We start from the raw sequence: 24441 nt of genomic DNA, 5'->3' as shown, positions 1-24441 counted from the left end.
ACCCGGCGGCGGCCCGGCGAGGCGACGGTTGGGGTTGCCGGCCTCGTTGTTTCAACCGACGTTCGAGGCCGTCAATAACGGCGTTTTGGAAGATGACCGCGTCGAGATTCACCCGATCGTGAACGCCGTCGACCACCAAAACCGCAGCTCAACCCCACCATACCGGCCTACGGCCGATCATGCCTCCGCAAGCCGATCTGCCGCCACCCCCGCCGCTTCCCCGGCCGCGCCTGCCCGTTCGTCTCCGCCGCCACCTGCGTCGGATCGACCGTCCGCCGCGGCCGCCGCACGGCACGCATCGCGGCGCCCGCGACGCGACCCCCGAGCGGCTGCCGCAGGCCCAGCCGCCGTGCCGCCACGCCGTGCGCCCGCTTGATCGCCCGCCGGTCCGCCGCCGGCACCGACCACGCCTCCGGGTGCTTCGCCAGCCACCGGTACCGGCGCACCGAGTACGGCAGGTGCCCGAGGTACACGAGCATCGCCGCGATCAGCGCCACCAGCGGGAACGTGATCACGGCCGCGGCCAGCAGGCCGACCATCACCAGCAACGGCGCGACGAAGCGCGGCGCGACCTTGATGGTCTTCACCGACAACGTCGGGATGCGGCTGACCAGCAGCAACGCGATCCCGACCGTCCACACGGCGACGACCGGCTGGCTGGACCACCACCCGGACCGGCCGAGCTGCTCGTCCAGGATCAGCGGCAGCAGCAGCAACAACCCGCCGGCCGGCGCGGGCACGCCGACGAAGAACTCCTTCGTGAACGCCGGCTGCTCGACCTCCAGCAGCGTGTTGAACCGCGCCAACCGCAGCACCATGCACACCGCGAAGATCAACGCCACGACCCAGCCCTCACGGCTGGAGTCGAACTTCCACACGTAGATCACCAACGCGGGCGCGACGCCGAACGAGATCGCGTCGGCCAACGAGTCCAGCTCCGCGCCCATCTTGCTGGTCGCGTCGAGCAGCCGGGCGATCCGCCCGTCCAGCCCGTCGAACACGGCCGCCGCGGCGATCGAGCCGATCGCCGCCCCGTACATCCCGGTGATCGCGAAGTGCACGGCCGACAACCCCGCGCACATCGCGAGGACCGTGATGGCGTTCGGCAGCAGCCTGATCCCCGGCCCGCTGGGAGCCATCCGCTCAGCCCTCCGCGGGAGAATCGGCCGCCGAACCACCGGCCGCCGAACCGGAACCCGCCGAACCGCCGCCCGCCGAACCGCCGCCCGTCGAACCCGCAGCCGTCGGACCGGAACCCGTCGAACCGGAACCCGCCGAACCCTCGGCCGGCAGCGACCCGGCCACCGAACCCTCCGGCGCGGGGAACCCGGCCGACGGCAGCTCGGCCAGCACGGTCTCGCCGCCGATCGTCCGCTGCCCCGCCTCCACCAGCACCCGGCTGCCGGTCGGCACGTACAGGTCCACCCGCGACCCGAACCGGATCAGCCCGTACGTCTGCCCGACCGCCACCTTGTCGCCCTCGGCGACCTCGCACACGATCCGCCGCGCCACCAGGCCCGCGATCTGCACGACCACCACGTCGTGCCCGGCCGGCGTGCTCAACCACACCGTGTTGCGCTCGTTGTCCTCGCTGGCCTTGTCCAGGTCGGCGGACAGGAACTTGCCCGGCCGGTACGACACCTGCCGCACCAGACCGGCCACCGGCACGCGCTGCACGTGCACGTCGAACACCGACAGGAACACGCTGATCCGGGTCATCGGCGCGGACCCGAGCCCCAGCTCGGCGGGCGGCACGGCCTCGACCACGTGCGACACCGTGCCGTCGGCCGGCGCCACCGCGACGCCGGGCCGGGTGGGCGTGGTGCGCCGGGGTTCGCGGAAGAACCACGCGACCCACCCGGTCAGCAGCGCGCCCACGACGCCGGCGCGCTTGGAGTAGCGGCGCAGCAGCAGTGTCGCCACGGCGGCGCCTGCCACGAACGGGCGGCCCGCGGGGTGCATCGGGGGGACGATCCCCCGGGCGAGCTGGAGGAAGTGGGAGACGGCACCACTGTGCTTGTCGCGATCGACGGTCATGGCTCTTCCGTGTCAGGGCAGTGCTTCCGGCCCGCCACACGCTACGCGGCTCCGCCGGCCCGCGTCCGGCCCGCCCGTGCGTCCCCCGACGAACGCACGGACCGACCGGCGCTCCGATCACCCCGAGTGTAAGCCGGGTCACACGGTTGATCAACGCCGACGGTCAGCCCGACGTCACTCTCCGTGCAGGAGGCGGACCACGACCTCGTCGCCCGCCGCCAGCTCCGTCACGTCCTCCGGCACCTCGATCAGGCAGTTGCTCACCGCCAACGCCGACAGCAGGTGCGACCCCGGCCCGCCGACCGGCGTCACCACGCGCCCCGACTCCGGGTCGTACGCGCCGCGCCGGAACTGCGTCCGCCCCGCCGGCGACGTCACCGGCGCGCTCAACCGCGCCACCGCCGCCGGCCGCTCCACCTCCGCGAACCCCATCGCCGCCCGCAACGCCGGCCGGACGAACACCTCGAACGACACCTGCGCGCTCACCGGGTTCCCCGGCAGCGTCGCCACCGCCACCCCCCGGTAGCGCCCCGCGCCCTGCGGCCCGCCCGGCTGCATCGCGACCTTCGTGAACTCCACCCCGCGCCCGGTGAACGCGTCCTTCACCACCTCGTAGGCCCCCGCGCTCACCCCGCCCGACGTGAGCAGCAGGTCCACCGACGCCAACCGCGGCGCGATCGCCTCGTGGAACCGCTCCACGTCGTCCGGCACGAACCGCAGCAGCTCCGCCTCGCCGCCCGCCTCCCGCACCGCCGCGGCCAGCATCACGCCGTTCGACTCGTAGATCCGCCCCGGCGCCAACTCCTCGCCCGGGCCCACCAGCTCCGACCCCGTCGACAGCACCAGCACCCTCGGACGCCGCCGCACCGGCAGCGACCCGAACCCCAACGCCGCCGCCAACCCCAACTGCGCCGGACCCAGCACCGCGCCCGCCCGCAGCACGGTCGCGCCCACGGCCACGTCGTCCGCCCGCCGCCGCACGTTCGCGCCGACCGCCACCGGCCGGTCCACCCGCACCACCGACGTGCCGCCGTCGGTCCACTCCACCTGCACCACGGCGTCCGCGCCCGCCGGCACCGGCGCGCCCGTCATGATCCGGTGCGCCGTCCCCGCCGCCAGCGGACCCGACGCCGCCCGCCCCGCCGGGATGTCCTCCACCACCGGCAACTCCACCGGAGCCGCCGCCACGTCGGCCGCGCGCACCGCGTAACCGTCCATCGCCGAGTTGTCGAACGGCGGCAACGGCACCGTCGCCACCAGGTCCTCGGCCAGCACCAGGCCCAGGCAGTCCGCGAGCGGCGACCGCACCACGGGCATCACCCCGACCAGCCCCGCCACGCGGGCTTTGTGATCAGCGACTCGGGTCAGCGCGTTCGACACGCGTCCCATCCTGCCTCGCCCGTGGCAGACTGCTCCAACCGGCTGATCACGACAGGGGGCACGTTGCAGGTCCGGACCCGCCACACCCCGACCTTCGGGGTGGCCCGACTCGTCCTGGCGCCCGGTGAGCCGGTCGCGGTCGAGCGCTCGTCCGTGCTCGCCACCAGCTACGGCGTCACCGTCGACGGGCGCACCAAGGCGCCCGGCGTCAACGCCGCGCTGTGCACCGCGGGCCCCGAGGGCGGCTGGGTGGACGTCGCCCCCGCCCTGCCCGGCGACCTGCACGTCCTCGAACTGGAGGGCGCCACCGGCTGGTGCGTCGCCCGCGACAGCTGGCTCGCCTGCGCCGCCACCGCCCGCCTCGACCCGACCGCGCCGCCCGTGCGCGCCCTGCACGGCGGCGACCACGGGTTCCTCACCTACGCCTTCGGCGCGGGCCCCGTCGTGCTGAGCTGCTACGGCACCCTCGACGTGGTCACCCTCGACCCCGGCGAACTGGTCACCGTCGCCGGCGGCCACGTGGTCGCGTTCGCCGACACCGTCCAGTGCCGGCTGCGCGCCGTTTCGCCCGACGCGCCCCAATCCGTGCGGAATGGCGAAGGGCTGGTCCTCGACTTCGCCGGACCCGGACTCGTGCTCACCCGGACCCGCAGCCCGCGCGGACTCGTCAGTTGGTTGCGCGACAACGGATTCAGCGTCCGCTCATGACTCCATAAGGAGGTATCGGCGAACCCCCTCCTGCCTCTAGCGTGGCGGTTTGCTCAGGGTATTTCTCAAAGGGAGGACGTCTTGGCTGTCGGCACGGTCAAGTGGTTCAACTCGGAGAAGGGCTACGGATTCATCGCCGCGGACGGCGGGCCGGATGTGTTCGTGCACTACTCGGCGATCCAGATGGAAGGCTTCCGGACGCTGGCCGAGGGCGACCGCGTGGAATTCGAGATCCAGGCGGGGCGCGACGGCCGCAGCCAGGCGTCGGACGTGCGGAAGGCGCCGTGATTCCCGCCCGACCCGCCCCGCGGCGGGTCGGGCCGCCTCCCCCAGGCCGGCGCGCGCGGCGGGCTCCCCGTCCGCTCGGCGCTCCCGCTGGTCCGTTTGCCGGGAACCCCGCGCAAAGCCCGGTGCGCGGACGTTAGGCTCCGTCGCGTGTCGGAGGACCTGAGCGGGCGACGGCTGGGGCACTACCGGATCGACGGGGTGCTCGGCCGCGGTGGCATGAGCGTGACCTACAAGGCCACGGACGTCAGGCTCGGTCGCAAGGTCGCCCTGAAGGTCATCGGCGAGCACCTCACCGCGGACGCCGAGTTCCGCGAGCGGTTCGTCGACGAGGCCCGCAACACCTCGGCGATCGACCACGCCAACATCGTGCCGCTCTACGACTTCGACGAGGTCGACGGGCTGCTCTACATCGCCATGCGGCTGGTCGACGGCCAGGACCTCGCCAGCCACATCAAGGACGGCCCCCTCTCGCCCGCGCGCACCCTCGCGCTGCTCGGCCAGGTCGCCGAAGCGCTTGACATGCTGCACGGCAAGGGCCTCGTCCACCTCGACGTGAAACCCGCCAACGTGCTCGTCACCACCAAGGAAGCCGCGGGCGAGCACGTCTACCTCGCCGACTTCGGCCTCACCCGGCGCGGCGCCACCGGCCACCGCACCCGCACCGGCGACTTCCTCGGCTCGCCCACCTACGCCGCGCCCGAGCACCTGCGCGGCGAACCCCTCGACGGCCGCACCGACCAGTACGCGCTGGCGTGCATGGTGTTCGCCTGCCTGTCCGGCCGGCCGCCGTTCCAGGGCAGCGTGCAGGACGTCATCCAGGGCCACCTCGGCGCGGAGATCCCCTCGCTGACCGCGATGGTCGCGCTCCCGCCCGCCATCGACGACGTGCTGCGCAAGGGCACCGCCAAGGACCCGGCCCAGCGGTACGGCTCGTGCGTCGAGCTGATCGCCGCCGCGCGGGCCGCCCTGTCCGGCGCGCCCCAGGGCTCCCCGCCGCCGCGCCGCACCGACTCCGGCGCGGTGCCGATCGGCCCGCAGACCGGCGGCGTGCCCGTGCCGCCGCAGGGCGCGCAGTACCGGCCGCCCTACCCGCAGCAGCACCAGCCGCCGCAGCAGCCGCCCGGGTTCCTCCAGGAGCCGGTCCGGCTGCGCCCGCCCGCGCAGGTCGGCGCGAGCGCGTTCACGAGCACCGCCAAGTCCCGGCCCGCGTGGTTCGCGCCCGTGCTCGCGGGCGCGGTCGCGATCGTGCTGATCGTCATCCTCGTGGTGATCCTCACGCCGAAGGATGAACCTCCGCGCCAGGGCGGCAGCGAGGGCACGACCCAGTCCATCGAGGTCGGGGGCACGTCGAGCGACAAACCGCTGCCCACCAGCGTGCCCGTGCGCACCTCCCGCTGACCTGCTCTTCTTGCACTCTCCTCCGTCGAGTGCTAAACACGGTGTTGGCACTCGGACCACCTGAGTGCCAACACGCAGGCTGGGACGGTGAGGCCCGTCCCCACCAGGGGGCTGGTCGTCCGTCGCGGGCACCGAGCCTGGCCGAAGCACCGTGTTCCGCTGCGGGCGCGCGTCCGCAGTGGCCCCATTCGTAATCAGGCGGAGGAACACACCGCAATGGCCAAGATGATCGCGTTCGACGAGGATGCCCGCCGCGGTCTCGAGCGTGGCATGAACACTCTCGCCGACGCCGTCAAGGTGACGCTCGGCCCCAAGGGCCGCAACGTCGTGCTCGAGAAGAAGTGGGGCGCGCCGACCATCACCAACGACGGCGTCTCCATCGCCAAGGAGATCGAGCTCGAGGACCCGTGGGAGAAGATCGGGGCCGAGCTCGTCAAGGAAGTGGCGAAGAAGACCGACGACGTCGCGGGTGACGGCACCACGACCGCCACCGTGCTGGCCCAGGCCCTGGTCCGCGAGGGCCTGCGCAACGTGGCCGCGGGCGCCAACCCGCTCGGCCTGAAGCGCGGCATCGAGAAGGCCGTCGAGGCCGTGACCGAGCAGCTGCTGAAGACCGCCAAGGAGGTCGAGACCAAGGAGCAGATCGCCGCCACGGCGTCCATCTCCGCGGGCGACTCGACCATCGGCGAGCTGATCGCCGAGGCCATGGACAAGGTCGGCAAGGAAGGCGTCATCACCGTCGAGGAGAGCAACGCGCTCGGGCTCGAGCTGGAGCTCACCGAGGGCATGCGCTTCGACAAGGGCTACATCTCCGGTTACTTCGTGACCGACCCCGAGCGCCAGGAAGCGGTCCTCGAGGACCCGTACATCCTGCTCTACGGCTCGAAGATCTCGTCGGTCAAGGACCTGCTCCCGCTGCTGGAGAAGGTCATGCAGGGCGGCAAGCCGCTGCTGATCATCTCCGAGGACGTCGAGGGCGAGGCCCTGGCCACGCTGGTCGTCAACAAGATCCGCGGCACGTTCAAGTCCGTCGCCGTCAAGGCGCCCGGCTTCGGCGACCGCCGCAAGGCGATCCTGCAGGACATCGCCATCCTCACCGGCGGCCAGGTCATCACCGAGGACGTCGGCCTCAAGCTGGAGAACGCCGACCTGTCGCTGCTGGGCAAGGCCCGCAAGGTCGTCGTGACCAAGGACGAGACCACCGTCGTCGAGGGCGCGGGCGACCCGGAGCAGATCCAGGGCCGCGTCAACCAGATCCGCGCCGAGATCGAGAAGTCGGACTCCGACTACGACCGCGAGAAGCTGCAGGAGCGCCTGGCGAAGCTCGCCGGCGGTGTCGCGGTGATCAAGGCCGGCGCCGCCACCGAGGTGGAGCTGAAGGAGCGCAAGCACCGCATCGAGGACGCGGTGCGCAACGCCAAGGCCGCCGTCGAGGAGGGCATCGTCGCCGGTGGTGGCGTCGCGCTGCTCCAGGCCGCCGAGATCGCGTTCCAGGGCCTGAACCTGGAGGGCGACGAGGCGACCGGCGCGAACATCGTCAAGGTCGCCGTCGAGGCCCCGTTGAAGCAGATCGCCGTGAACGCCGGCCTCGAGGGCGGCGTCGTGGTGGAGAAGGTCAAGGGCCTGCCCGTGGGCCACGGCCTCAACGCCGCGACCGGCGCGTACGAGGACCTGCTGGCGGCCGGCGTGCCGGACCCGACGAAGGTCACCCGCTCGGCGCTGCAGAACGCCGCGTCGATCGCCGCCCTGTTCCTCACCACGGAGGCCGTGGTGGCCGACAAGCCGGAGAAGGCCAGCGCCGCCCCGGCCGTCCCGGACGCCGGCGGCATGGACTTCTGATCGGACCTCGGGTCACCCGACCCGGTCCCGATCGGCCGAAGTCTCGAAGGGCCCGGTTCGCCCCTGGCGAACCGGGCCCTTCGCCGTGCCGGGGGTGGAATGGTGGTCCGGAGCCCCCTCCCGCACTGCCCCGCACGACCTCGGATACACGATCGGGTGAGATCGGCCGGAAAGTGTACGGAAACACCGTTACCGCACCTCGGTTAAAACGAGACCGAACCCCGAACCACCCGGCCTGCCCATCCACCCCGCCTGCCCATCCACCCCCGATCCCCGCCTCCCACCACCCGCCACCTAGCCGCCCACCCGCCCCGCCACCCGCCGACCGCTACCCAGCCGCCCACCCCACGCCCGCCCCCGACGCCCGCCCCCCGACACTCGCCGCTTCACCACCCGCCGCCTCACACCCGCCCCCCGACACCCACCGCCCCGACACCCGCCGCCTCCCACCCTCCGACCCGCCGCCCCGACACAGGGCATGCCGCAGGCTCGACCCCCTCGGACTGGAGCTGACCACGTGCTCATCGCGCACCTGAGCGACCCGCACCTGCGGACGGATGCCCTGGCCGCCGAACCGGCCGCTTCGCTGCGCCTGGCGCTGGGCCGCGTGCTCGCGCTGGACCCGCGGCCCGACTGCGTGGTGATCACGGGCGACCTGGCGGACCACGGGCAGGTCGCCGACTACGAGCAGCTGCGCGAGCTGATCGGCGGCTTCCCCCTGCCGCTGCACCTGACCACCGGCAATCACGACGACCCGCAGGCGTTGGTGGAGGTGTTCGGCGGCACGGCGTTCCTCGGCGGTGGGACGTCGGCGCGGTACGCGGTCGCCCACCCCGGCTTCACGGTGATCGCGCTTGACTCGTGGCGGCCGGACGGGCCGGCCGGGTGGCTCGGTGACGAGCAGTTGGCCTGGCTCGACGGCGTGCTGGGGGAGCGGCCCGAGGTGCCGGCGTTCGTCTGCCTGCACCACCCGCCCGTGGCGGTCGGGATCCCGCTCCTCGACGGCATGCGGCTGGAGGACGGGCCGGCGCTGGGTGCCGTGCTCGCCCGGCACGGCAACGTGGCCCGGGTCCTGGCCGGGCACGTGCACCGGGCGATCAGCGTGCCGTTCGCGGGCACGGAGGTGTCGGTCTCGCCCAGCACGTACCGGCAGACGTCGCTCACGCTGCGCGCCGACCGGCAGACCGGGTACCTCGCCGAGCCCACCGGTTTCCTGCTGCACGTCGGGACCGAGTCGGGGTTCGCCACGCACACCGTGGCGGTGAGCCACGCGGGGGCGTTGCTCGGCGGGTTTTGAGCCCTGGCAGGCCCGTGACGCCCGACGCCCGTGGCGAGCAGGCCCCGTGGCGAGCGGACCCGCGACGCGCGGCCCCGTGGCGAGCAGACCCGTGACGCGCGGCCCCCGTGGTGAGCAGACCCGTGACGAGCGAGCCCTGGGGAAGGCGGGCCGCGTGGATGGGTGACTGGTCGGGGACGGGCGGGAGATGGGGTGAGTGCGGGGTGAGCGGTGGTCGGGTGGGGTGGGCGGCAGGTGGGGGGAAGGGCAGGGGAAGGGCAGGGGGAGGGGTTAGCCGCCGAAGCACACGAACGGGCGGCGGAGGGGGTCGGTGGCGGTTGCTTCGGCCAGGGCGTGGGGTAGTGGTTTGCCGGTGGCGACGGCCGCGTGGAACGTTGCCATGGTGTGCGCGGCGGCCCGGTCGCCCACCTTGTTGACCGCGGCCACCACGGTGCGCGACCCGCTCGCCAGCAGCGCGCCGGCGAAACCCAGCGCCTCGTCGCCGGGCCGGATGTGGCTCAGCGCCAGCGAGCACGCGGCCAGCACGACCTGCTCGGGCGCGGTGCGGAGGCGGGCGGTTTCGTGGGCGAACAGGGGACCGTCGACGAGTTCCAGCCGGGAGAACAGGGCGTTGTCGGTGACGTGCTCGCCGTGCGCGGCCAGGTGCGCGAGCCGCGCGCCGTCCAGGCTCGCCAGGACGTCATTCACTGCTTCGGGTGTCACTGCATCGGGGTAGGTGGCGCGCAGGTCGCTCACCTCGCCGACGACCTCCGGCAGCCCCGGCCCGCCGACCAGCACGACCCGGGTCGCGGACGTCGGTGTGGACACCGAGGTCAGCCACGCGGTCGCCGAGGGCGCGACGACGACCGGCCGGCCGCGCAGCGACGGCAGCGCGTGCCACGGCACCGCGTACAGCTCACCGGTCGGCACGACGACCAGCTCGCGCCGTCCGACCAGCCCGGCCAGCGGCCCCATCAGGGCTTCGTCCAGCCGCTCGGCGCGCAGTGCGGCGGATGCCGCGACGGCACCCGCCAGCGCCGGCGGGAGGTGGTCGGGGGCGAGCACGTCCACGTCGGCGTGCAGTTGCCGGACGTCCTCGAACAGCTCCGCGGCCCGACCCAGCCGTACGAGCGTCGCCCCGCCCGCCACCAGGACCACGGCCGACAGCACGTCGCGGTGGGTCACGAAGCTCACCAGGGCACGGTCACCCAATGCGGCACGGATGGCGGCCACACCGGCCACGGGGCGTGGTCGGCCCCACACGCTCGTGTGCCACCCCAGTCGTGCCACCTCGCGGTGCAGCTCGTCCAGCCGATCCTCCAGCTCGGCGACCGGCCGGCCGTCCAACCGGGCCTGCTGCACGGCCCGTGACAACGACCGCGACTGCGCCACCCGCCGCGCCAGCACCGGGTCGTCGATGGCCGGCAGCGGCTCGTACCGGTAGACCTGCGCCCGCGTCCGCTCCAGCCAGTCGAAGGTCGCCTCGGCGTCGCCGTCGTGCTCCAGCACCAGCCCGACGGCCAGTTCGCCCAGCTCACGGCCGTGCACGGCGGTGCCGCACAGCAGGTCGAGGCCGCCCATCCGGTCGCGTACGCGCCCCAGCTCGGCCAGCCCCTCCTCGGCCTCCCGCAACGCGCGCCCCGGCTCGCCGACGGCCACCGCCAGCTCGGCCCGGCACAGCCGCAGCAGCATCCGGTGGTCGACCGGCGTGATCGGACCCGGCTCCGGCACCCGGTCGAGCACCGCGCGGGCGGTGGCCGGGTCGCCCCGGCGGATCGCGGTCCGCACGGCGAGCAGGCGCGCCACGGCCGCCTCGTCGGTCAGGCCGGCGGCGGTCAGCCGGTCGGCCAGCCGGGTCGCGCGGGCCGGTGTGACGCGGGCGGGTCCGCGCGACCGCCGCGCGGCGACCGCCGGACCGCCGGGTCGGGCAGCCGCCGAGCCATCGGGTCGGGCAGCCGCCGCGCCATCCGCGCGGGGGACCGCCGAGCCGCCGGGGCGAGCAGCCGCCGAGCCATCGGGTTGGGCAGCCGCCGAGCCGCCGGGACGGAAGCCCGCCGAGCCATCGAGCCGGGTGGCCGCCGGACCGCCGGGGCGGGCAGCCGCCGAGCCATCGGGTTGGGCAGCCGCCGAGCCGCCGGGACGGAAGCCCGCCGAGCCATCGAGCCGGGTGGCCGCCGGACCGCCGGGGCGGGCAGCCGCCGAGCCATCGGGTTGGGCAGCCGCCGAGCCGCCGGGACGGAAGCCCGCCGAGCCATCGGGCCGGGTGGCCGCCGGACCGCCGGGGTGAGCGGTCGCCGAAACACCCGGATGAGGGATGAATGTTCCCCCGGACGGGGGTCCGGCCGAGGCGGACGAGGGCTCGGCAGCAGCGAAGGGGGATTCGGCGGAAGGGGGCGCGGGTCGCGCGGGAGCGGGCAGAGACGGGACAGGAGGGGGTGAGGGCTCGGCGGGAGGGGGTTCGGCGGGCGGTGGGGCGGGTTCCGCGTCGGGGGAGGCGGTGGCGGTGTCGCGGGAGGCGGTGTCGGGGGAGGCGGTGGCGGCGAAGTCGGCGCGCAGCCGCATCAGGGCCGCCAGCTCGGCCCACGACCGGCTGCCCCGCCGCCGGAACCGGCGTTGGGCCTGGTCCGCCAGCTGACGCGCGGTCGCCGGGTCGCCTTGCAGCAGCGCCGCCGCGGCACGCGCCAGCTCGGCCTCCGCCAGGTCCTGCCCCACGCGCCGCCGCCGCAGCACGACCAGCGCCTCGTCCAGGTGCCCGGCCGCCTCGTCCGCCAACCCGGCGGCGAGCATCACCCGCGCCCGGTCGATCCGGGTCCGCGCCACCAGGTCGGGCGCGAGCACCCGGAACATCCGCTCCGCCTGCTCGTGGTGGGCCAGCGACCGGGGCACGTCACCGGTCAGGTGCGCGACGTCGCCGAGGTTCCCCAGCGCCTTCGCCTTCAACAGCGGCAGGTCGTCGGCCTCGGCCAGCTCGATCGTGCGCCCCAGGTCGCGCTCCGCGGCCTCCGGCAGGCCGAACGCGATGGTGGTCAACCCGCGGTTCATCAGGGCCGTCGCCAGCGTCGCCGCGCCGACCGCGCCGGCCGCCCACCCGGCCTCCAGCTCGCGCACCGACTCGTCGTGCAGCGCGAGGGCCTCGGCGGTCCGCCCCGCCCGGTGCAGGATGAGCGCTTCCTGGTCCTTCACGATCGCCCGCAGGCCGACCGCGTCCCGCCCCTCGGGCAGCGTCGCGATCAACCCGTCCGCCGTCCGCAGCCGCGCCAGGCCGTCCTCGACCGAGTCGGTCTCGGCCTCGCCGTACGAGAGGGTGATCAGGATCCGGATGCGGACCGTGGTCACTTCGACGTCCGACGACATCACCGGCAGTGCCCGCAGGCCGCGCCGCAGCAGGGTCACCGCTTCCGCGGGCCGCCCGGCCGACGCCGCACGGTAGGCCCGTCCGTGCAGGTCCCTGGCGGCTTCGAGGGCGTCCGCCGAGCGCGGGGAGGTCGACGGGGCAGCACGAGGCACGGGCACGTCCTTAATGCCAGCACACGGAACGTGGCCGAGAAGCCGTCTTGTGGAGGTTCTGCGTGAGCCGAACGGATCACTCTCCGTGAGCGCCCTGCCGGTCGACCCACCGCGGCGGGCGCTACAACATGATCGTCGGCGTGACGACCGTCCGGCCGGGCTCGCCCCGCGAGTCGACCAGGTGCACCACGATCTGCGTGGTGCCGGCGGGCACGTCGGACAGCACGAACCGGCCGCCGTCGTCGGCCTTGGTGGTGCTGGACTCGTGCTCGGCCACCCGTACCTCGACGGTGTGCTCGCCGGCGGGCACGAGCCAGCCGTCGATGCGGTGCCGCGCGCCGGTCGAGGTGAAGTTCACCATCAACGTCAGGTTGTCCACCGTGAAGGTGATCGTGCCGGGGCTGCCCCCGCGCACCCCCGCGAACGAGCCCGCGCGTTCCCAGCGGGCCACCTCGACGTCCAGGTTCTCCAGCGCCACCGCGAACTGGATCCGTTCGACGAGCCCCGGTGGGGGCGCGTCCAACTCGTACACCAGGCGGTTCAGTTCCGTGAGGACAGCGGTGTCCTCTTGGCCTCTGCGGTCATCGCGCGGGTCGATGTCGTTCACCGCGATCCTCCTTCCGCGTCGAGATGTGTGCGCAACATGGTCAGGCACCGGCCCCGGGTGGGGCCGATGCTGCCGCGTGGCATGGACAGTGCCTCGGCGACCGCGCGGTACTCCGCCCGGCCGGCCAGCACGGTGAGTCGCAGGAGTTCCTGGCACCTCTGCGACAGTCGGCCGAACGCCCGCCACAGCCGGTGGTCCCGGTCGTCGACCAGGGCGGCGTCCTCGGGCAGGCCGTACTCGCTCTCCAGTTGTTCCGCCAGCTCGTCGCTCAGCGCCGCCTCGCGGCGAGCCGGTGTCCAGGTCCGTTGGGCCTCGCGGCGCGTCGCGACGACGAGCCACCCGGCCAGGGCGCGCGGCTCGACCAGGCGGTCGAGGTGCCGCAGCAGCGCGAGCCAGACCGTCTGCACCACGTCCTCGGCGGTGCTGCGGTCCAGCCCGTGCCCGCGCGCCACGTGCCACACCAGCGGCGTCAGGTCGGCGACCAGCACGTCCAGCGCCCTGCGGTCGCCGTCGCGCGCGGCGACGACGCAGGCCGCGTGCCGGTCCGTCCCGTCGAGCCCTTCCCACGGTGGGCGCTCACCGGCCGTGCGCAGTTCTCCCACGTCGTCACCTCCTCCTCGGCGTCCCCCCAGCCGGAGCTGATCGTCACACACCGGTCCCGTGACCGGCGCGGCGGCGGTCCGCGATGCCCCCCTCGCACCGCGGACCGCCTCCCCCCAAGCGCGGTGGCCGCCGATCGACACCCCTCGAAGCCGACCGACCGCCACCCCCTCCCCCCGGAGGCTTTCAGTCGCCGGCGACCGGCGTGGCGGTCACGTCGGCGGGCACGCCGTGGGTCTGGTGGTGCCCCGTCGGCGCGACCGGCAGGTCGTCGTCCGGCTGTTCGGTCGGGTCCACCCCGTCCGCGGGGTCCTCCCCGGCGAACTGCTCCTCCAGTTCGTCGGTGACGGCCCGTGCGGGGTCCAGCTCTTCGACGCCAGGCGGAGTGGCGCTCATGCGGCCTCCTCATTCGGGGTTGAGGACCGGTCATCAGATAAGGAGTGAGTAGTTCTACGGTGGATACACCTGCGCGCCTTAACAGTTCACGGAACAGCCCGGCCGGCCCACCGCGCACTATGGTCCAGACCATGCTCGAGGTCATCGCACTGGACGCCACCGACGCCGAGGCCGCGCAGGCCGGTGGCGCGGACCGGCTGGAACTCACCGTCGACATGGCCGCGGACGGGCTGACGCCGCCGGTCGCCGTGCTGCGCGACGTGCTCTCCGCGACCGACCTGCCGGTCCGCGTCATGCTCCGGGACGCGCCCGGGTTCGCGCCCGGCGACCTGGACCGCCTGCGGCGCGACGCCGCGGCGCTGCGCGAGGCGGGCGCGTCGGAGTTCGTGCTCGGCTTCCTCGACGCCGACGGGTGGGTGGACGAGGCGGCGTGCGCGGCCCTGGTCGCGGAGCTGGACGGGTGCGCGTGGACGTTCCACCGCGCGCTGGACAACTCGGCCGACCCGGAGGCGGCGTGGGGCGTGGTCACCCGGTTGGGCTGCGACACGGTCCTCGCCGCGGGCAGCGCTAAGGGCGTCGCGGACGGGTTCGGCGTGCTGGAGCGGCTGGCCGCCCGGCAGGGCGCGGCCCGGCTGCTCGTCGGCGGCGGGCTCAAGGCCGGGCACGTCGCCCCGCTGAAGGCCGTGGGCGTCACCGGGTTCCACGTCGGGAGCGCCGTGCGGCCAGGCGGGTGGGACGCCCCGGTGTCCGCCGACGCGGTCCGGACCTGGGCGAACTTGGTCTAGACCGCTTGCCGATCCGGACATTAGCATCGCCGTTGCTTCCCGTGAAATGGCCGTTGCAGATGACGCAACGCGCTGGGGTGCGACACACCGGAAAGGTGGGCGAGATGCGGTTCGCAGTAGCAGCGGTCGTGGGCGCCGTCGTGCTGGCCGGGTGCGCCCCGGTCCAGTCCGGCCCGGCGCCCGCCGGCGGCGACGAGCAGACCGGGCAGCTCCGGGTCTGGCTGTTCGACGAGGTCAACCGGGGCCCGAAGGAGGCCGTCGTCCGGGACGCGGTCGCCGAGTTCGAGCAGGCGCACCAGGGCGTCACGGTGGACGTGCAGTACATCCAGGTGCAGACCCGCGCCGAGCGGTTCAAGGCCGCCTTCAGCGACCCGAGCAGCGCGCCCGACGTCGCCGAGTTCGGCAACACCGACCTGGCCGGCTACGTCGCGGGCGGCGGGTTCGCCGAACTCGACCTCGGCGACTGGCCGGACGCGAAGGACCTGCTGCCCGCCGTCCTGGACACCGGCAAGGTGGACGGGAAGGTCTACGGCGTGCCGTGGTTCGTCGGCGTGCGCGCGCTCTACTACCGCACCGACGTCTTCCGGGAGCTGAACCTCCAGCCGCCGGCCACGCTGGAGGAGATCGCGCCGCTCGCCCGGCGGATCCGCGCCGCGAAGCCCGACCTGCTCGGCATCTCCGCCGGCGGCAAGTACACCTACGGCGCGCTGCCGTTCGTGTGGGCCAACGGCGGCGACATCGCCCGCAAGGACGGCGACCGGTACGTCGCGGCCATCGACAGCCCCGAGTCCAAGGCCGGCCTGCGCCAGTACACCGAGCTGATCGCGGACGACATCTGCCCGCCCGCCCAGTGCGCCGGCAACGGCGGCGACGCGAGCGTCGAGGCGTTCCGCGCCGGCAAGGCCGCGATGGTCGTCGGCGGCGACTTCAACCGCAAGTCGGTCGACGCCTCCGCCGCCGCGGGCAAGTACGCGGTCGTGCCGCTGCCCGGCAGGAAGGCGGGCGAGATCGCCCCCGCGTTCGCGGGCGGCAACCTGCTCGGCGTGCTGAAGGGCACCGAGCGCAGGACGCTGGCCGAGGACTTCGTGCGGCTGCTGGGCGGCAAGCAGTACCAGCGCAGGATGTTCGACGCCATGGGCAACCTGCCGACGTTCGCCGACGTGCAGGCCGAGGTGGCGAAGGCCAACCCGGTGCTGGAGCCGTTCATCGCGACCCTGGAGGCGGGCACGCGGTTCGTGCCGGTCACCCCGAATTGGGCCAAGATCGACGCGCAGGCCGTGCTGCCGACGCTGGTGCAGCAGGTCGCGGCCGGCGGGGAGGACCTCGACCGGGCCGCCGCGGCCGCCGCCGAGCAGATGAACGCCGCCTTCGGCTCGTGATGACCGCGCGCAAGGGCGACGGGCGGATCGCGTACGCCTACCTCGCCCCGGCCCTGCTGGTGCTGGTCGGGCTGATGGGCTACCCGATCTACCAGCTCGTGCTGATCTCCCTGTTCGACTACGGCCAGGAGCAGGTCAGCGGCGGCGCGCCGCTGACCTTCCTGGGCCTGGGCAACTACGCGACCCTGTTCGCCGACGCGCGGTTCTGGTCCGTGCTGGGGCAGACCGTCGCGTTCGCCGCGGTGTGCGTGGCGGGGACCCTGCTGGTCGGGACCGTGCTCGCGGTGCTGGCCACCAGGGTCCGCGCCTGGGCCCGGACGACGTTGTTCCTGGCCGCGCTGGGCGCGTGGGCGACGCCCGCGGTCGCCGGGTCCACGATCTGGCTGTTCCTGTTCGACGCCAACCTCGGGTTCGTCAACGAGGTCCTGGGCACCACCGGGTTCTCCTGGACCTACGACAAGTGGGTGGCGTTCGGGCTGGTCGCGGCGCAGGTGATCTGGTGCTCGTTCCCGTTCGTCATGGTCACCCTGTACGCGGGGATCAAGGCCGTCCCGGGCGAGGTGCTGGAGGCCGCCGCGCTGGACGGCGCGAGCACGGCGAGGACCGCGCGGAGCGTGATCCTGCCGCTGCTGCGGCCGCTGCTGATCGTGGTGACGATCCAGTCGATCATCTGGGACTTCAAGGTGTTCACCCAGGTCTACGTCATGACCAACGGCGGCGGCATCGCCGGCCGGAACCTGGTGCTCAACGTCTACGCCTACCAGCAGGCGTTCGCCGCCTCCGAGTACGGGCTCGGCGCGGCCATCGGCGTGGTGATGACGGTGCTGCTGCTGCTCGTCACCCTCGGCTACCTGCGGGCGTTGCGGCGGAGCGGGGAGGTGCTGTGAACCGGCGCGTGTCGCGGGGGATCGCCGAGGGCGTCACGGTCGCCGTGGCCGCCGTGGTGGCGTTCCCGCTGTACTGGATGGTGCTCACGGCGCTCAAGCCGGAGGCGGAGGTGATCTCGGCCGACCCGCGGCCGTGGACCCTCGCGCCCACGCTCGACAGCTTCGTGCGGGCGTTGACCGTGCAGAGCTTCGGCCGCTACCTGCTCAACAGCGTGGTGGTGGCGGTCGCGGTGGTGCTGCTGAGCCTGCTGATCGCGTTCCTGGCGGCCACCGCGCTGACCCGGTTCCGGTTCCGCAGCCGCACCACGCTGCTGATCATGCTGCTCGTGGTGCAGATGGTGCCGGTGGAGGCGCTGACCATCCCGCTGTTCTTCGTCATGCGGTCCGTGCGGGACGTGGCGCCCGCGTTCGGGCTCAACCACCTCGGCTCGCTGGTGCTGGTGCACCTGGCGTTCAGCCTGCCGTTCGCGATCTGGATGCTGCGCGGGTTCGTCGCGGCCGTGCCGGCGGAGCTGGAGGAGGCCGCGACCCTGGACGGCGCGTCCCGGTCCCGGTTCCTGTGGCAGGTGCTGTTCCCGCTGGTCGCGCCCGGTCTGGTGGCGACGAGCGTGCTGTCGTTCATCCACGCGTGGAACGACTTCCTGTTCGCCAAGACGTTCATCATCTCGGCGGCGGAGAACCAGACCCTGCCGCTGGCGTTGCAGGTGTTCGTCAAACCGGACCAGAACGACTGGGGCGCGATCATGGCAGGATCGACGCTGATGACGATCCCGGTGCTGATCTTCTTCGTCCTCGTGCAGCGGCGACTGGTCGCGGGCCTGGCCGGGGCGGTGAAGTCGTGACGATCCTGCCCCGCCCCGTGTCGTTCACCAGGGGTGACGGCGAAGTCCCGTTCGACGGCACGTTCCAGGTCGAACGGGTGGCGGGCCCCGCCGAGGGCTACCGCCTGTCCGTGTCGGCGGAGGGCGTGCGCGTCCGGGCGTCCGACGACGCGGGCGAGTTCTACGCGCGGCAGACGTTGCGGCAGCTCAGCGGGCCGCGGGCGTTCCGCGCCGTGCCGCCCGGCGCGGTCACGCTGCCGGTGTGCGAGGTGGTGGACCACCCGCGGTTCGCGTGGCGCGGCGTGATGCTCGACGTGGCCCGGCACTTCCTGCCCAAGCACGACCTGCTGCGGTACGTCGACCTGCTCGCCGTGCACAAGCTGAACGTGCTGCACCTGCACCTGACCGACGACCAGGGCTGGCGGTTCGAGTCGCGGCGCTTCCCCCGGCTGCACGAGGTCGGCGGGTGGCGGCCCGACTCGCGGTTCGGCGACCGGCGCTCCGGCGGCTTCGCGGGTCGGCCCCACGGCGGCCACTACACCCAGGACGACCTGCGGGAGGTCGTCGCGTACGCGGCGCAGCGGCAGGTCACCGTGGTGCCGGAGATCGACGTGCCGGGGCACAGCCAGGCCGCCATCGCGGCCTACCCGGAACTCGGCGTGTCCGGCGGCGGGGTGTGGACCGACTGGGGCGTCAACCCGAACGTGCTGCGGTCCGACGAGTCGGTCGTGGACTTCTACCGGCAGGTGTTCGACGAGCTGCTGGACGTGTTCCCCGGCGAGGTGGTCGGGCTCGGCGGCGACGAGGCGGCGGGCAGCGACGGGCGGCTCGTGCGCCGCCTCGCGCAGCACCTGCACCAGCGCGGACGGCGGCCGTTCGGGTGGGACGAGGTGCTCGGCGTCGGACCGCTGCCGACCCGCACCGTCGTCGCGGCGTGGCGGGGCGAGGACGCGGGCCTCACCGCGCTGGACCGCGGTCACGACGTGGTGATGTGCCCCGAGCGGCGCCTCTACCTCGACTACCGGCAGTCCGACCACCCCGACGAGCCGATCCCGGTCGGCACCGTCACCACGCTGGAGGACGTCTACCGGTACGAGCCGGCGGCGGCGGACCGGGTGCTGGGCGCGCAGGCGAACCTGTGGACCGAGCACCTCGACTCGCCGCGGCGCCTCGACTACGCCGCGTTCCCCCGGTTGAGCGCGTTCGCCGAGGTCGTGTGGAGCCCCGCCGGGCGGGACGAGGCGGAGTTCCTGACCCGGCTGGCCGAGCACCACCTGCCGCGGCTCGACGCGCTCGGCGTCGAGTACCGCCCCCTCGACGGTCCCCGGCCGTGGCAGCGGTTGCCGGGAGTGCCCGGCTTCCCCCGCTGACCGGCGTCACTCCGCCTCGGGCACGAGGATCCAGGCGGCGAGGTAGAGGATCGCGCCGGCGCCGACGCCGAACAGGGTGGCGGCGACCAGCAGGATGCGGATGAGCGCGGCGTCCACCCCGAGCATCTCGGCGGCGCCGCCGCAGACGCCGGCGACCATCCTGTCGGTGCGGCTGCGGCGGAACTTCCTGACCTTGTCGGTCGCCTGGTTCAGCACGTCGGTGGCCTGGTGCATCGTGTTGTTCGTCATGGCTCAAGGGTGCTCCGCGGGGGCCGTTCGGGGCATCGGGGACGCACCCTGACTTCCCCCGGACCCCCGCCCTCAGGGTGTCACCAGGACCTTGCCCCTGAGGTCGCCCGCCTCGGCCCGCCGGTGCAGTTCCGGCAGGTCCGCGAGGTCGTGCCGCTCCGACACGTCGACCGCCACCACGCCCCGGTCCACCAGGTCCACCAGCCGCGCGAGCCCGTCCGCGTCGAACCGGGTGACGAAGTGGGCGTCGGGGGCGTCGCTCGCGGTGGCGGAGACGACGACCCCGCCCAGCCGGGCCACCTCCGCGTCGGCGACCAGGTTGAGCACGACGTCGAACCGCCCCACCGGCCCGTACCCGACGACCTCGTCCGCGCCCAGGGCCCGCACGGCGGCGGCGCTGCGCGCGGACGCGGTGGCGGTCACGTGCGCGCCCGCGTGCTTGGCCAACTGCACCGCGAAGCCGCCGATCCCGCCGCCCGCGCCGTTGACCAGCACCCGGTGACCGGGCCGCACGCCCCCGTGCTCGACCACCATCTGCCACGCGCTGAGCCCGGCCAGGGGCAGCGCGGCGGCGTCCGCGAGCGGGATGGCGCGCGGCGCGGGGACCAGCCGTTCCGGCGGGGCGACGGCGTACTCGGCGGCCGCGCCCTCGATCCAGCCGACCACCGGCGCGCCGTCGACCGTGCCCGCCACGTCCCAGCCCAGCGCGTGCGGCAGCGGGAGGGCGAACCGGCCGGCCCGCACCGCGACCTCCGTCGGGTTGAAGGAGGTCGCGGCCACCCGCACCAGCACCCGGCCGGGCCCGGGCTCCGGGATGGGGACGTCGTCCACCACGATCACCTCGGGCCCGCCGTACGCGTGGATCCGTGCGCTCCTCATGTCGGCGAACGTTAAGCGCCACCCGGAAGACGATCCATGCGCGTGGATCCCGCGATCATGTTCAATCGTCTTCGTGGACGTGCTGAGCGACGTGATCACGGTGATGCGCACCGGGCGGCCCGTCGCCGCGCGGGTGGCGTGGGAGGCGCCGTGGGCACAGCGGTTCGCGCCGGTGCCCGGCGCGTCGGGGTTCCAGGTCGTGCTGGAGGGCACGTGCTGGCTGCTGCGCGACCACGCCGAGCCGGTCGCGCTGCGCGCCGGCGACGTCGTGTTCCTGCCCGACGGCCGGGGGCACGTGCTCGCGGACAGCCCCACCACCCCGCCGGCCGGCGAGGCGTGCGACCCGAACGCCCCGGGCTTCGCCGCCGACCACCCCGTGCCCGCAGACCCGACCACCGTCACGGTGTGCGGCGCGTACGAGCCGGCGGACGTCCACCCGCTGCTGCGCGACCTGCCCGACACCGTGCTCGTGTCCGGCCCGGAGCCGCGCGCCGCCGCGACCCTCCTCGCCGCCGAGCTGGAACGCCCGCGGCCGGGTTCGGACGCCCTCGTCCCGGCCCTGCTCGACACCCTCCTGCTCTACCTGCTGCGGGCCTGGTTCAGCGGTCGGGAGCACACCACCGGCTGGGCCGCCGCCCTCACCGACCCCGTCGTCGGCACCGCGTTGCACCACATGCACCGCGACCCCGCGCACCCGTGGACGGTCGCGGCCCTGGCCGCCGCGTCCGGCCTGTCGCGCGCCCCGTTCGCCAAGCGCTTCACCGCCCTGGTCGGCCAACCCCCGATCGCCTACCTGACGTGGTGGCGCATGACCACCGCCGCGCGGCTGCTGCGCGACACGGACGCGCCGCTCGCCGCCATCGCCGGCCGCGTCGGCTACACCTCGGAGTTCGCGTTCGCCGCCGCGTTCAAGCGCGCCCACGGCGCCGCGCCGGGCCGCTACCGCCGCCTAGGCTCGGGGACGTGACGCCAGACGACCTCGCCGAACGGCTGGACCGGGTCGGCTACCTGCCCGACCGGGGCATCGCCACCGCCGCCTACCTGGCCCTGCGGATGCACCGCCCGCTGTTCTGCGAGGGCGAGCCGGGCACCGGCAAGACGTCCCTCGCGGTCGCCCTCGCCCGAGCCCTCGACCTGCCCCTGATCCGCCTCCAGTGCCACGAGGGCATCGACGCCACGCAGGCCCTCTACGACTGGGACTTCCCGAGGCAGCTGCTGCACCTGCGCGCGCTCGAAGCGGCCGGCCCGGTGGACGCCGGGCAGGCCGAGGCGTCCCTCTACACGCGCCGGTTCCTGCTCGCCCGCCCGCTCCTGCGGGCGCTGGAGGACGCGCCGTGCGTGCTGCTCGTGGACGAGGTCGACCGGGCCGACGACGAGTTCGAGGCGTTCCTGCTGGAGATCCTGGCCGAGAACGCCGTCACGATCCCCGAACTGGGCCGCGTCGCGGCGACCACGCCACCGCTGGTCGTCCTCACCTCCAACCGCACCCGCGAGGTGCACGACGCCCTCAAGCGCCGCTGCCTCTACCACTGGCTGGAGCACCCCGACCTGCCCCGCGAGGTCGCCATCCTGCGCCGCCGGCTGCCCGGCGTCACCGAGCGCCTGGCGCACCAGGTCGCCTCGGCCGTGCGCCGGCTGCGGGAGCTGGACCTGCTGAAACCGCCGGGCGTCGCGGAATCCCTGGACTGGGCCGAGGCCCTGCTCACCCTGGGCCGCGCCGAGCTGGACGCGGAGACGGCGGCGATCACGCTCGGCGCGGTGCTGAAGTACCGGGAGGACGCCCGCCGCGCCCTTTCGGCCGGTGTGCTGGACGGGGTGGCCGAAGGCACAATCGGGAGATGACGGGAGCCGGGGCGTCCACCGGGCTCGTGGGTTTCGCCCGCGCGCTGCGGCACGGTGGCGTGGCGTGCGGGCCCGAGAGGGTGCACGCGTTCGTCGCCGCGGTCGGGCTGCTCGACCTCGCCCGGCCCGAGGACGTGTACTGGGCGGGCCGCGTCACGCTGTGCGGCGAGCCCGACGACCTGCCCCGCTACGACGCGGCGTTCGCGGCCTGGTTCGGCGGGGTGGGGTGGCGGTCGCCCGCGGCACGCGCGCGGCAGCCCGGACGGCTCGCCGCGCTCGGCGGCGGGGACGGGACGGGCGGGCGGCGGTCCGAGGTGCTCAAGGTCGCCGCCGGTGACGTCGAGGTCCTCCGGCACCGGGACATCGCCGGCCTCAGCCCCGCCGAGAAGCGGCACCTCGACGAGCTGCTCGCCGCGCTCGACCCCGTGCCGCCCACCCGGCGCGCGCTGCGCCGCACCCCCGCCCGCCGGGGCGTGCTGGACCCGCGCCGCACGCTCCGGGACATGCTGGCCACCGGCGAGCCGACCCGGCCCCGCCACCGCCGCCGCGCCACCCGGCCGCGCAAGGTCGTGCTGCTGATCGACGTGTCCGGCTCGATGAAGCCCTACGCCGACGCCCTCCTGCGCTTCGCGCACGTCGTGGCCCGTCGCATGCCCGTCGAGGTCTGCACGCTCGGCACCCGCCTGACCCGCGTCACCCGCCAGCTCCGCCACCGCGACCCCGAGCAGGCGCTGGCCGCCGCCGCCCGCGCCGTCCCCGACTTCGAGGGCGGCACCCGGCTCGGCGAGACGATCAAGGTCTTCCTGGACCGCTGGGGGCAGCGCGGCGCGGCCCGCCGGGCCGTCGTCGTCATCTGCTCGGACGGTTGGGAACGCGGCGACACCGCGCTGCTCGCCGAGCAGGCGGCCCGGCTGCGCCGCCTCGCGCACAAGGTCGTCTGGGTCAACCCGCACGCCGGCCACGACGGCTACCAGCCGGTGCAGTCCGGCATCGTCGCCGCCCTGCCGCACCTGGACCGGCTGCTCGCCGGGCACAGCCTCGACACCCTGCACGCCCTGCTGGAGGAGGTCCGACTTGCGTGATGTCCTGGCCGACCTGGTCGAACGCGTGGACCGGGGGGAGACCGTCGGCGTCGGCACGGTCGTCGCCACGTTCAGCTCCGCGCCCCGCCCGCCCGGCGCGGCGATGCTGGTCGGCGCGGACGGCGCCGTCGTCGGCAGCGTCTCCGGCGGCTGCGTCGAGGGCGCGGTGTACGAGCTGGCACGGGAGGTCGTCGGCTCCGGCGAGCCCGTGCTCCAGCGGTACGGGGTGAGCGACGACGACGCGTTCGCGGTCGGCCTGACCTGCGGCGGCATCATCGACGTCTACGTGGAGGCGGTCAGCCGCGCCACGTTCCCCGAGCTGCCCGAGGTGCTGGAGTCGGTGCGGGCGCAGGAGCCGGTGGCCGTCGCCACGGTCGTGGAACACCCCGAGTGGGTGGGCCGGCGCGTCGTCGTCTGGCCCGACCGCGCCGCGGGCGACCTGCCGTCGGCGCGGGCCCGCGACGCGATCACCGACGACGCCCGCGGCCTGCTCGCCACCGGCCGCAGCGGCACCCTGCGCTACGGCCCGGACGGGCAGCGCCGCGGCGAGGGCATGGCGGTGTTCGTGAACTCGTTCGAGCCGCCGCCCCGGATGCTGGTGTTCGGCGCGATCGACTTCGCCGCCGCCGTCGCCCGGCTCGGCGCGTTCCTCGGCTACCACGTCACGGTGTGCGACGCGCGTCCCGTGTTCGCGACCAAGAGCCGGTTCCCCGACGCCGCCGAGGTGGTCGTGGACTGGCCCCACCGCTACCTCGCCGCCCAGGCCGAGGCGGGCCTGGTGGACGAGCGGACCGTGGTCGCCGTGCTCACCCACGACCCCAAGTTCGACGTGCCGCTGCTGGAGGTCGCGCTGCGGCTCAAGATCGGCTACGTCGGCGCGATGGGCTCCCGCCGCACCCACGACGACCGGCTGCGCCGGCTGCGCGAGGCGGGCGTCACCGAGGACGAACTGGCCCGCCTCGCGTCCCCGATCGGCCTGGACCTCGGCGCGCGCACCCCCGAGGAGACGGCGGTGTCGATCGCGGCCGAGATCATCGCCCTGCGCTGGGGCGGGGGAGGTGACCGCCTGACCAGCACCGACGGGGCCATCCACAAGTGAGGGTTGTTTGAC

22 protein-coding genes and 1 pseudogene are annotated in these 24441 nt (G+C 74.2%); 14 read left to right on the top strand and 9 right to left on the bottom strand.

Annotated elements, in window-relative coordinates; genetic code table 11:
- Positions 1–167 precede the first annotated feature (167 nt).
- From pssA to moeA, 3 genes and pseudogenes are all read right to left on the bottom strand, one after another.
- Positions 168–1139, bottom strand: coding sequence for a CDP-diacylglycerol--serine O-phosphatidyltransferase (gene pssA, locus ACWEFJ_RS25830; RefSeq protein ID WP_378083750.1), 972 nt, complete (start codon positions 1137–1139; stop codon positions 168–170).
- Positions 1140–1329: 190 nt separating this feature from the next.
- Positions 1330–2037, bottom strand: a pseudogene (locus ACWEFJ_RS25825) (phosphatidylserine decarboxylase); the annotation flags it as partial.
- A 174-nt stretch (positions 2038–2211) separates the two neighbouring features.
- Positions 2212–3426, bottom strand: a complete 1215-nt coding sequence (gene moeA / locus ACWEFJ_RS25820; protein WP_378083748.1) for a molybdopterin molybdotransferase MoeA — start codon at positions 3424–3426, stop codon at positions 2212–2214.
- Between the two features lie 54 nt (positions 3427–3480).
- Here moeA and ACWEFJ_RS25815 point away from each other — a divergent pair, with 54 nt between their 5' ends.
- From ACWEFJ_RS25815 to ACWEFJ_RS25795, 5 genes are all read left to right on the top strand, one after another.
- A complete protein-coding gene (locus tag ACWEFJ_RS25815; RefSeq protein WP_378083817.1) occupies positions 3481–4125 on the top strand; it encodes an AIM24 family protein in 645 nt (214 codons plus the stop codon).
- A gap of 81 nt (positions 4126–4206) precedes the next feature.
- Positions 4207–4413, top strand: a complete 207-nt coding sequence (locus tag ACWEFJ_RS25810) for a cold-shock protein (RefSeq protein WP_033443686.1) — start codon at positions 4207–4209, stop codon at positions 4411–4413.
- A 147-nt stretch (positions 4414–4560) separates the two neighbouring features.
- The gene (locus ACWEFJ_RS25805; RefSeq protein WP_449715318.1) at positions 4561–5811 is read left to right on the top strand and encodes a serine/threonine-protein kinase; all 1251 of its coding nucleotides are present in this window, start codon (positions 4561–4563) and stop codon (positions 5809–5811) included.
- Positions 5812–6027: 216 nt separating this feature from the next.
- Positions 6028–7650 carry a chaperonin GroEL gene (gene groL / locus ACWEFJ_RS25800; protein ID WP_378083745.1) on the top strand — a complete coding sequence of 541 codons (1623 nt, stop codon included), beginning with the start codon at positions 6028–6030 and terminating at the stop codon, positions 7648–7650.
- Between the two features lie 517 nt (positions 7651–8167).
- On the top strand, positions 8168–8947 hold the full coding sequence (locus ACWEFJ_RS25795; protein ID WP_449715317.1) for a phosphodiesterase: 780 nt from the start codon (positions 8168–8170) through the stop codon (positions 8945–8947).
- A 270-nt stretch (positions 8948–9217) separates the two neighbouring features.
- Here the strand turns inward: ACWEFJ_RS25795 and ACWEFJ_RS25790 are convergent, their stop codons facing one another.
- The 4 genes from ACWEFJ_RS25790 to ACWEFJ_RS25775 form a co-directional block, all read right to left on the bottom strand.
- Positions 9218–12433 (bottom strand): CHAT domain-containing protein, encoded by a 3216-nt coding sequence (locus tag ACWEFJ_RS25790; protein ID WP_449715316.1) that lies wholly within the window; start codon positions 12431–12433, stop codon positions 9218–9220.
- 121 nt (positions 12434–12554) lie between these two features.
- A complete protein-coding gene (locus tag ACWEFJ_RS25785) occupies positions 12555–12977 on the bottom strand; it encodes a carboxypeptidase regulatory-like domain-containing protein (RefSeq protein ID WP_378083815.1) in 423 nt (140 codons plus the stop codon).
- Positions 12978–13036: 59 nt separating this feature from the next.
- A complete protein-coding gene (locus ACWEFJ_RS25780) occupies positions 13037–13642 on the bottom strand; it encodes an RNA polymerase sigma factor (RefSeq protein WP_378083740.1) in 606 nt (201 codons plus the stop codon).
- 184 nt (positions 13643–13826) lie between these two features.
- Positions 13827–14036 carry a hypothetical protein gene (locus ACWEFJ_RS25775; RefSeq protein WP_449715315.1) on the bottom strand — a complete coding sequence of 70 codons (210 nt, stop codon included), beginning with the start codon at positions 14034–14036 and terminating at the stop codon, positions 13827–13829.
- A gap of 131 nt (positions 14037–14167) precedes the next feature.
- On the opposite strand from ACWEFJ_RS25775, the gene ACWEFJ_RS25770 reads away from it, so the two are divergent.
- The 5 genes from ACWEFJ_RS25770 (at position 14168) to ACWEFJ_RS25750 (ending at position 19278) form a co-directional block, all read left to right on the top strand.
- Positions 14168–14821, top strand: coding sequence for a copper homeostasis protein CutC (locus ACWEFJ_RS25770; RefSeq protein ID WP_378083734.1), 654 nt, complete (start codon positions 14168–14170; stop codon positions 14819–14821).
- 104 nt (positions 14822–14925) lie between these two features.
- Positions 14926–16200: an extracellular solute-binding protein gene (locus tag ACWEFJ_RS25765; protein ID WP_449715314.1), complete on the top strand. Its 1275-nt coding sequence runs from the start codon at positions 14926–14928 to the stop codon at positions 16198–16200.
- Positions 16200–17087: a carbohydrate ABC transporter permease gene (locus ACWEFJ_RS25760; protein WP_449715313.1), complete on the top strand. Its 888-nt coding sequence runs from the start codon at positions 16200–16202 to the stop codon at positions 17085–17087. The genes ACWEFJ_RS25765 and ACWEFJ_RS25760 overlap by 1 nt, the downstream gene beginning before the upstream one ends.
- Positions 17084–17929, top strand: coding sequence for a carbohydrate ABC transporter permease (locus tag ACWEFJ_RS25755; protein ID WP_378083729.1), 846 nt, complete (start codon positions 17084–17086; stop codon positions 17927–17929). Before ACWEFJ_RS25760 ends, ACWEFJ_RS25755 begins: the two co-directional genes overlap by 4 nt.
- The gene (locus ACWEFJ_RS25750) at positions 17926–19278 is read left to right on the top strand and encodes a beta-N-acetylhexosaminidase (protein WP_378083727.1); all 1353 of its coding nucleotides are present in this window, start codon (positions 17926–17928) and stop codon (positions 19276–19278) included. Before ACWEFJ_RS25755 ends, ACWEFJ_RS25750 begins: the two co-directional genes overlap by 4 nt.
- Positions 19279–19284: 6 nt before the next feature.
- On the opposite strand, the gene ACWEFJ_RS25745 is transcribed toward ACWEFJ_RS25750, so the two are convergent.
- Both ACWEFJ_RS25745 and ACWEFJ_RS25740 read right to left on the bottom strand, forming a co-directional pair.
- Positions 19285–19527: a PspC domain-containing protein gene (locus ACWEFJ_RS25745; RefSeq protein WP_378083725.1), complete on the bottom strand. Its 243-nt coding sequence runs from the start codon at positions 19525–19527 to the stop codon at positions 19285–19287.
- 72 nt (positions 19528–19599) lie between these two features.
- Positions 19600–20406, bottom strand: a complete 807-nt coding sequence (locus ACWEFJ_RS25740) for an NADP-dependent oxidoreductase (protein WP_378083724.1) — start codon at positions 20404–20406, stop codon at positions 19600–19602.
- A 73-nt stretch (positions 20407–20479) separates the two neighbouring features.
- Between ACWEFJ_RS25740 and ACWEFJ_RS25735 the strand changes: the two genes are divergently transcribed.
- From ACWEFJ_RS25735 to ACWEFJ_RS25720, 4 genes are read left to right on the top strand one after another with little or no spacing between them, the layout of a single operon-like run.
- Positions 20480–21373: an AraC family transcriptional regulator gene (locus ACWEFJ_RS25735; RefSeq protein ID WP_449715312.1), complete on the top strand. Its 894-nt coding sequence runs from the start codon at positions 20480–20482 to the stop codon at positions 21371–21373.
- The gene (locus tag ACWEFJ_RS25730; RefSeq protein ID WP_449715311.1) at positions 21370–22248 is read left to right on the top strand and encodes an AAA family ATPase; all 879 of its coding nucleotides are present in this window, start codon (positions 21370–21372) and stop codon (positions 22246–22248) included. The genes ACWEFJ_RS25735 and ACWEFJ_RS25730 overlap by 4 nt, the downstream gene beginning before the upstream one ends.
- The gene (locus tag ACWEFJ_RS25725) at positions 22245–23330 is read left to right on the top strand and encodes a vWA domain-containing protein (protein ID WP_449715310.1); all 1086 of its coding nucleotides are present in this window, start codon (positions 22245–22247) and stop codon (positions 23328–23330) included. The genes ACWEFJ_RS25730 and ACWEFJ_RS25725 overlap by 4 nt, the downstream gene beginning before the upstream one ends.
- Positions 23323–24429 carry an XdhC family protein gene (locus ACWEFJ_RS25720; RefSeq protein ID WP_449715309.1) on the top strand — a complete coding sequence of 369 codons (1107 nt, stop codon included), beginning with the start codon at positions 23323–23325 and terminating at the stop codon, positions 24427–24429. The genes ACWEFJ_RS25725 and ACWEFJ_RS25720 overlap by 8 nt, the downstream gene beginning before the upstream one ends.
- The last annotated feature ends 12 nt before the right edge of the window (positions 24430–24441 follow it).

The organism is Actinosynnema sp. NPDC004786, from assembly GCF_053601135.1.
The sequence above is the reverse complement of the archived record's forward strand: the minus strand, read 5'-3'. Positions and strand labels throughout refer to the sequence as shown.

Bases quoted from the DNA above. Each gene is read 5' to 3' on its own strand.
- pssA (WP_378083750.1), bottom strand. From the start codon at position 1,139: ATGGCTCCCAGCGGGCCGGGGATCAGGCTGCTGCCGAACGCCATCACG.
- moeA (WP_378083748.1), bottom strand. From the start codon at position 3,426: ATGGGACGCGTGTCGAACGCGCTGACCCGAGTCGCTGATCACAAAGCC.
- groL (WP_378083745.1), top strand. From the start codon at position 6,028: ATGGCCAAGATGATCGCGTTCGACGAGGATGCCCGCCGCGGTCTCGAG.
- ACWEFJ_RS25775 (WP_449715315.1), bottom strand. From the start codon at position 14,036: ATGAGCGCCACTCCGCCTGGCGTCGAAGAGCTGGACCCCGCACGGGCC.
- ACWEFJ_RS25770 (WP_378083734.1), top strand. From the start codon at position 14,168: ATGCTCGAGGTCATCGCACTGGACGCCACCGACGCCGAGGCCGCGCAG.
- ACWEFJ_RS25765 (WP_449715314.1), top strand. From the start codon at position 14,926: ATGCGGTTCGCAGTAGCAGCGGTCGTGGGCGCCGTCGTGCTGGCCGGG.
- ACWEFJ_RS25760 (WP_449715313.1), top strand. From the start codon at position 16,200: ATGACCGCGCGCAAGGGCGACGGGCGGATCGCGTACGCCTACCTCGCC.
- ACWEFJ_RS25745 (WP_378083725.1), bottom strand. From the start codon at position 19,527: ATGACGAACAACACGATGCACCAGGCCACCGACGTGCTGAACCAGGCG.
- ACWEFJ_RS25740 (WP_378083724.1), bottom strand. From the start codon at position 20,406: ATGAGGAGCGCACGGATCCACGCGTACGGCGGGCCCGAGGTGATCGTG.
- ACWEFJ_RS25725 (WP_449715310.1), top strand. From the start codon at position 22,245: ATGACGGGAGCCGGGGCGTCCACCGGGCTCGTGGGTTTCGCCCGCGCG.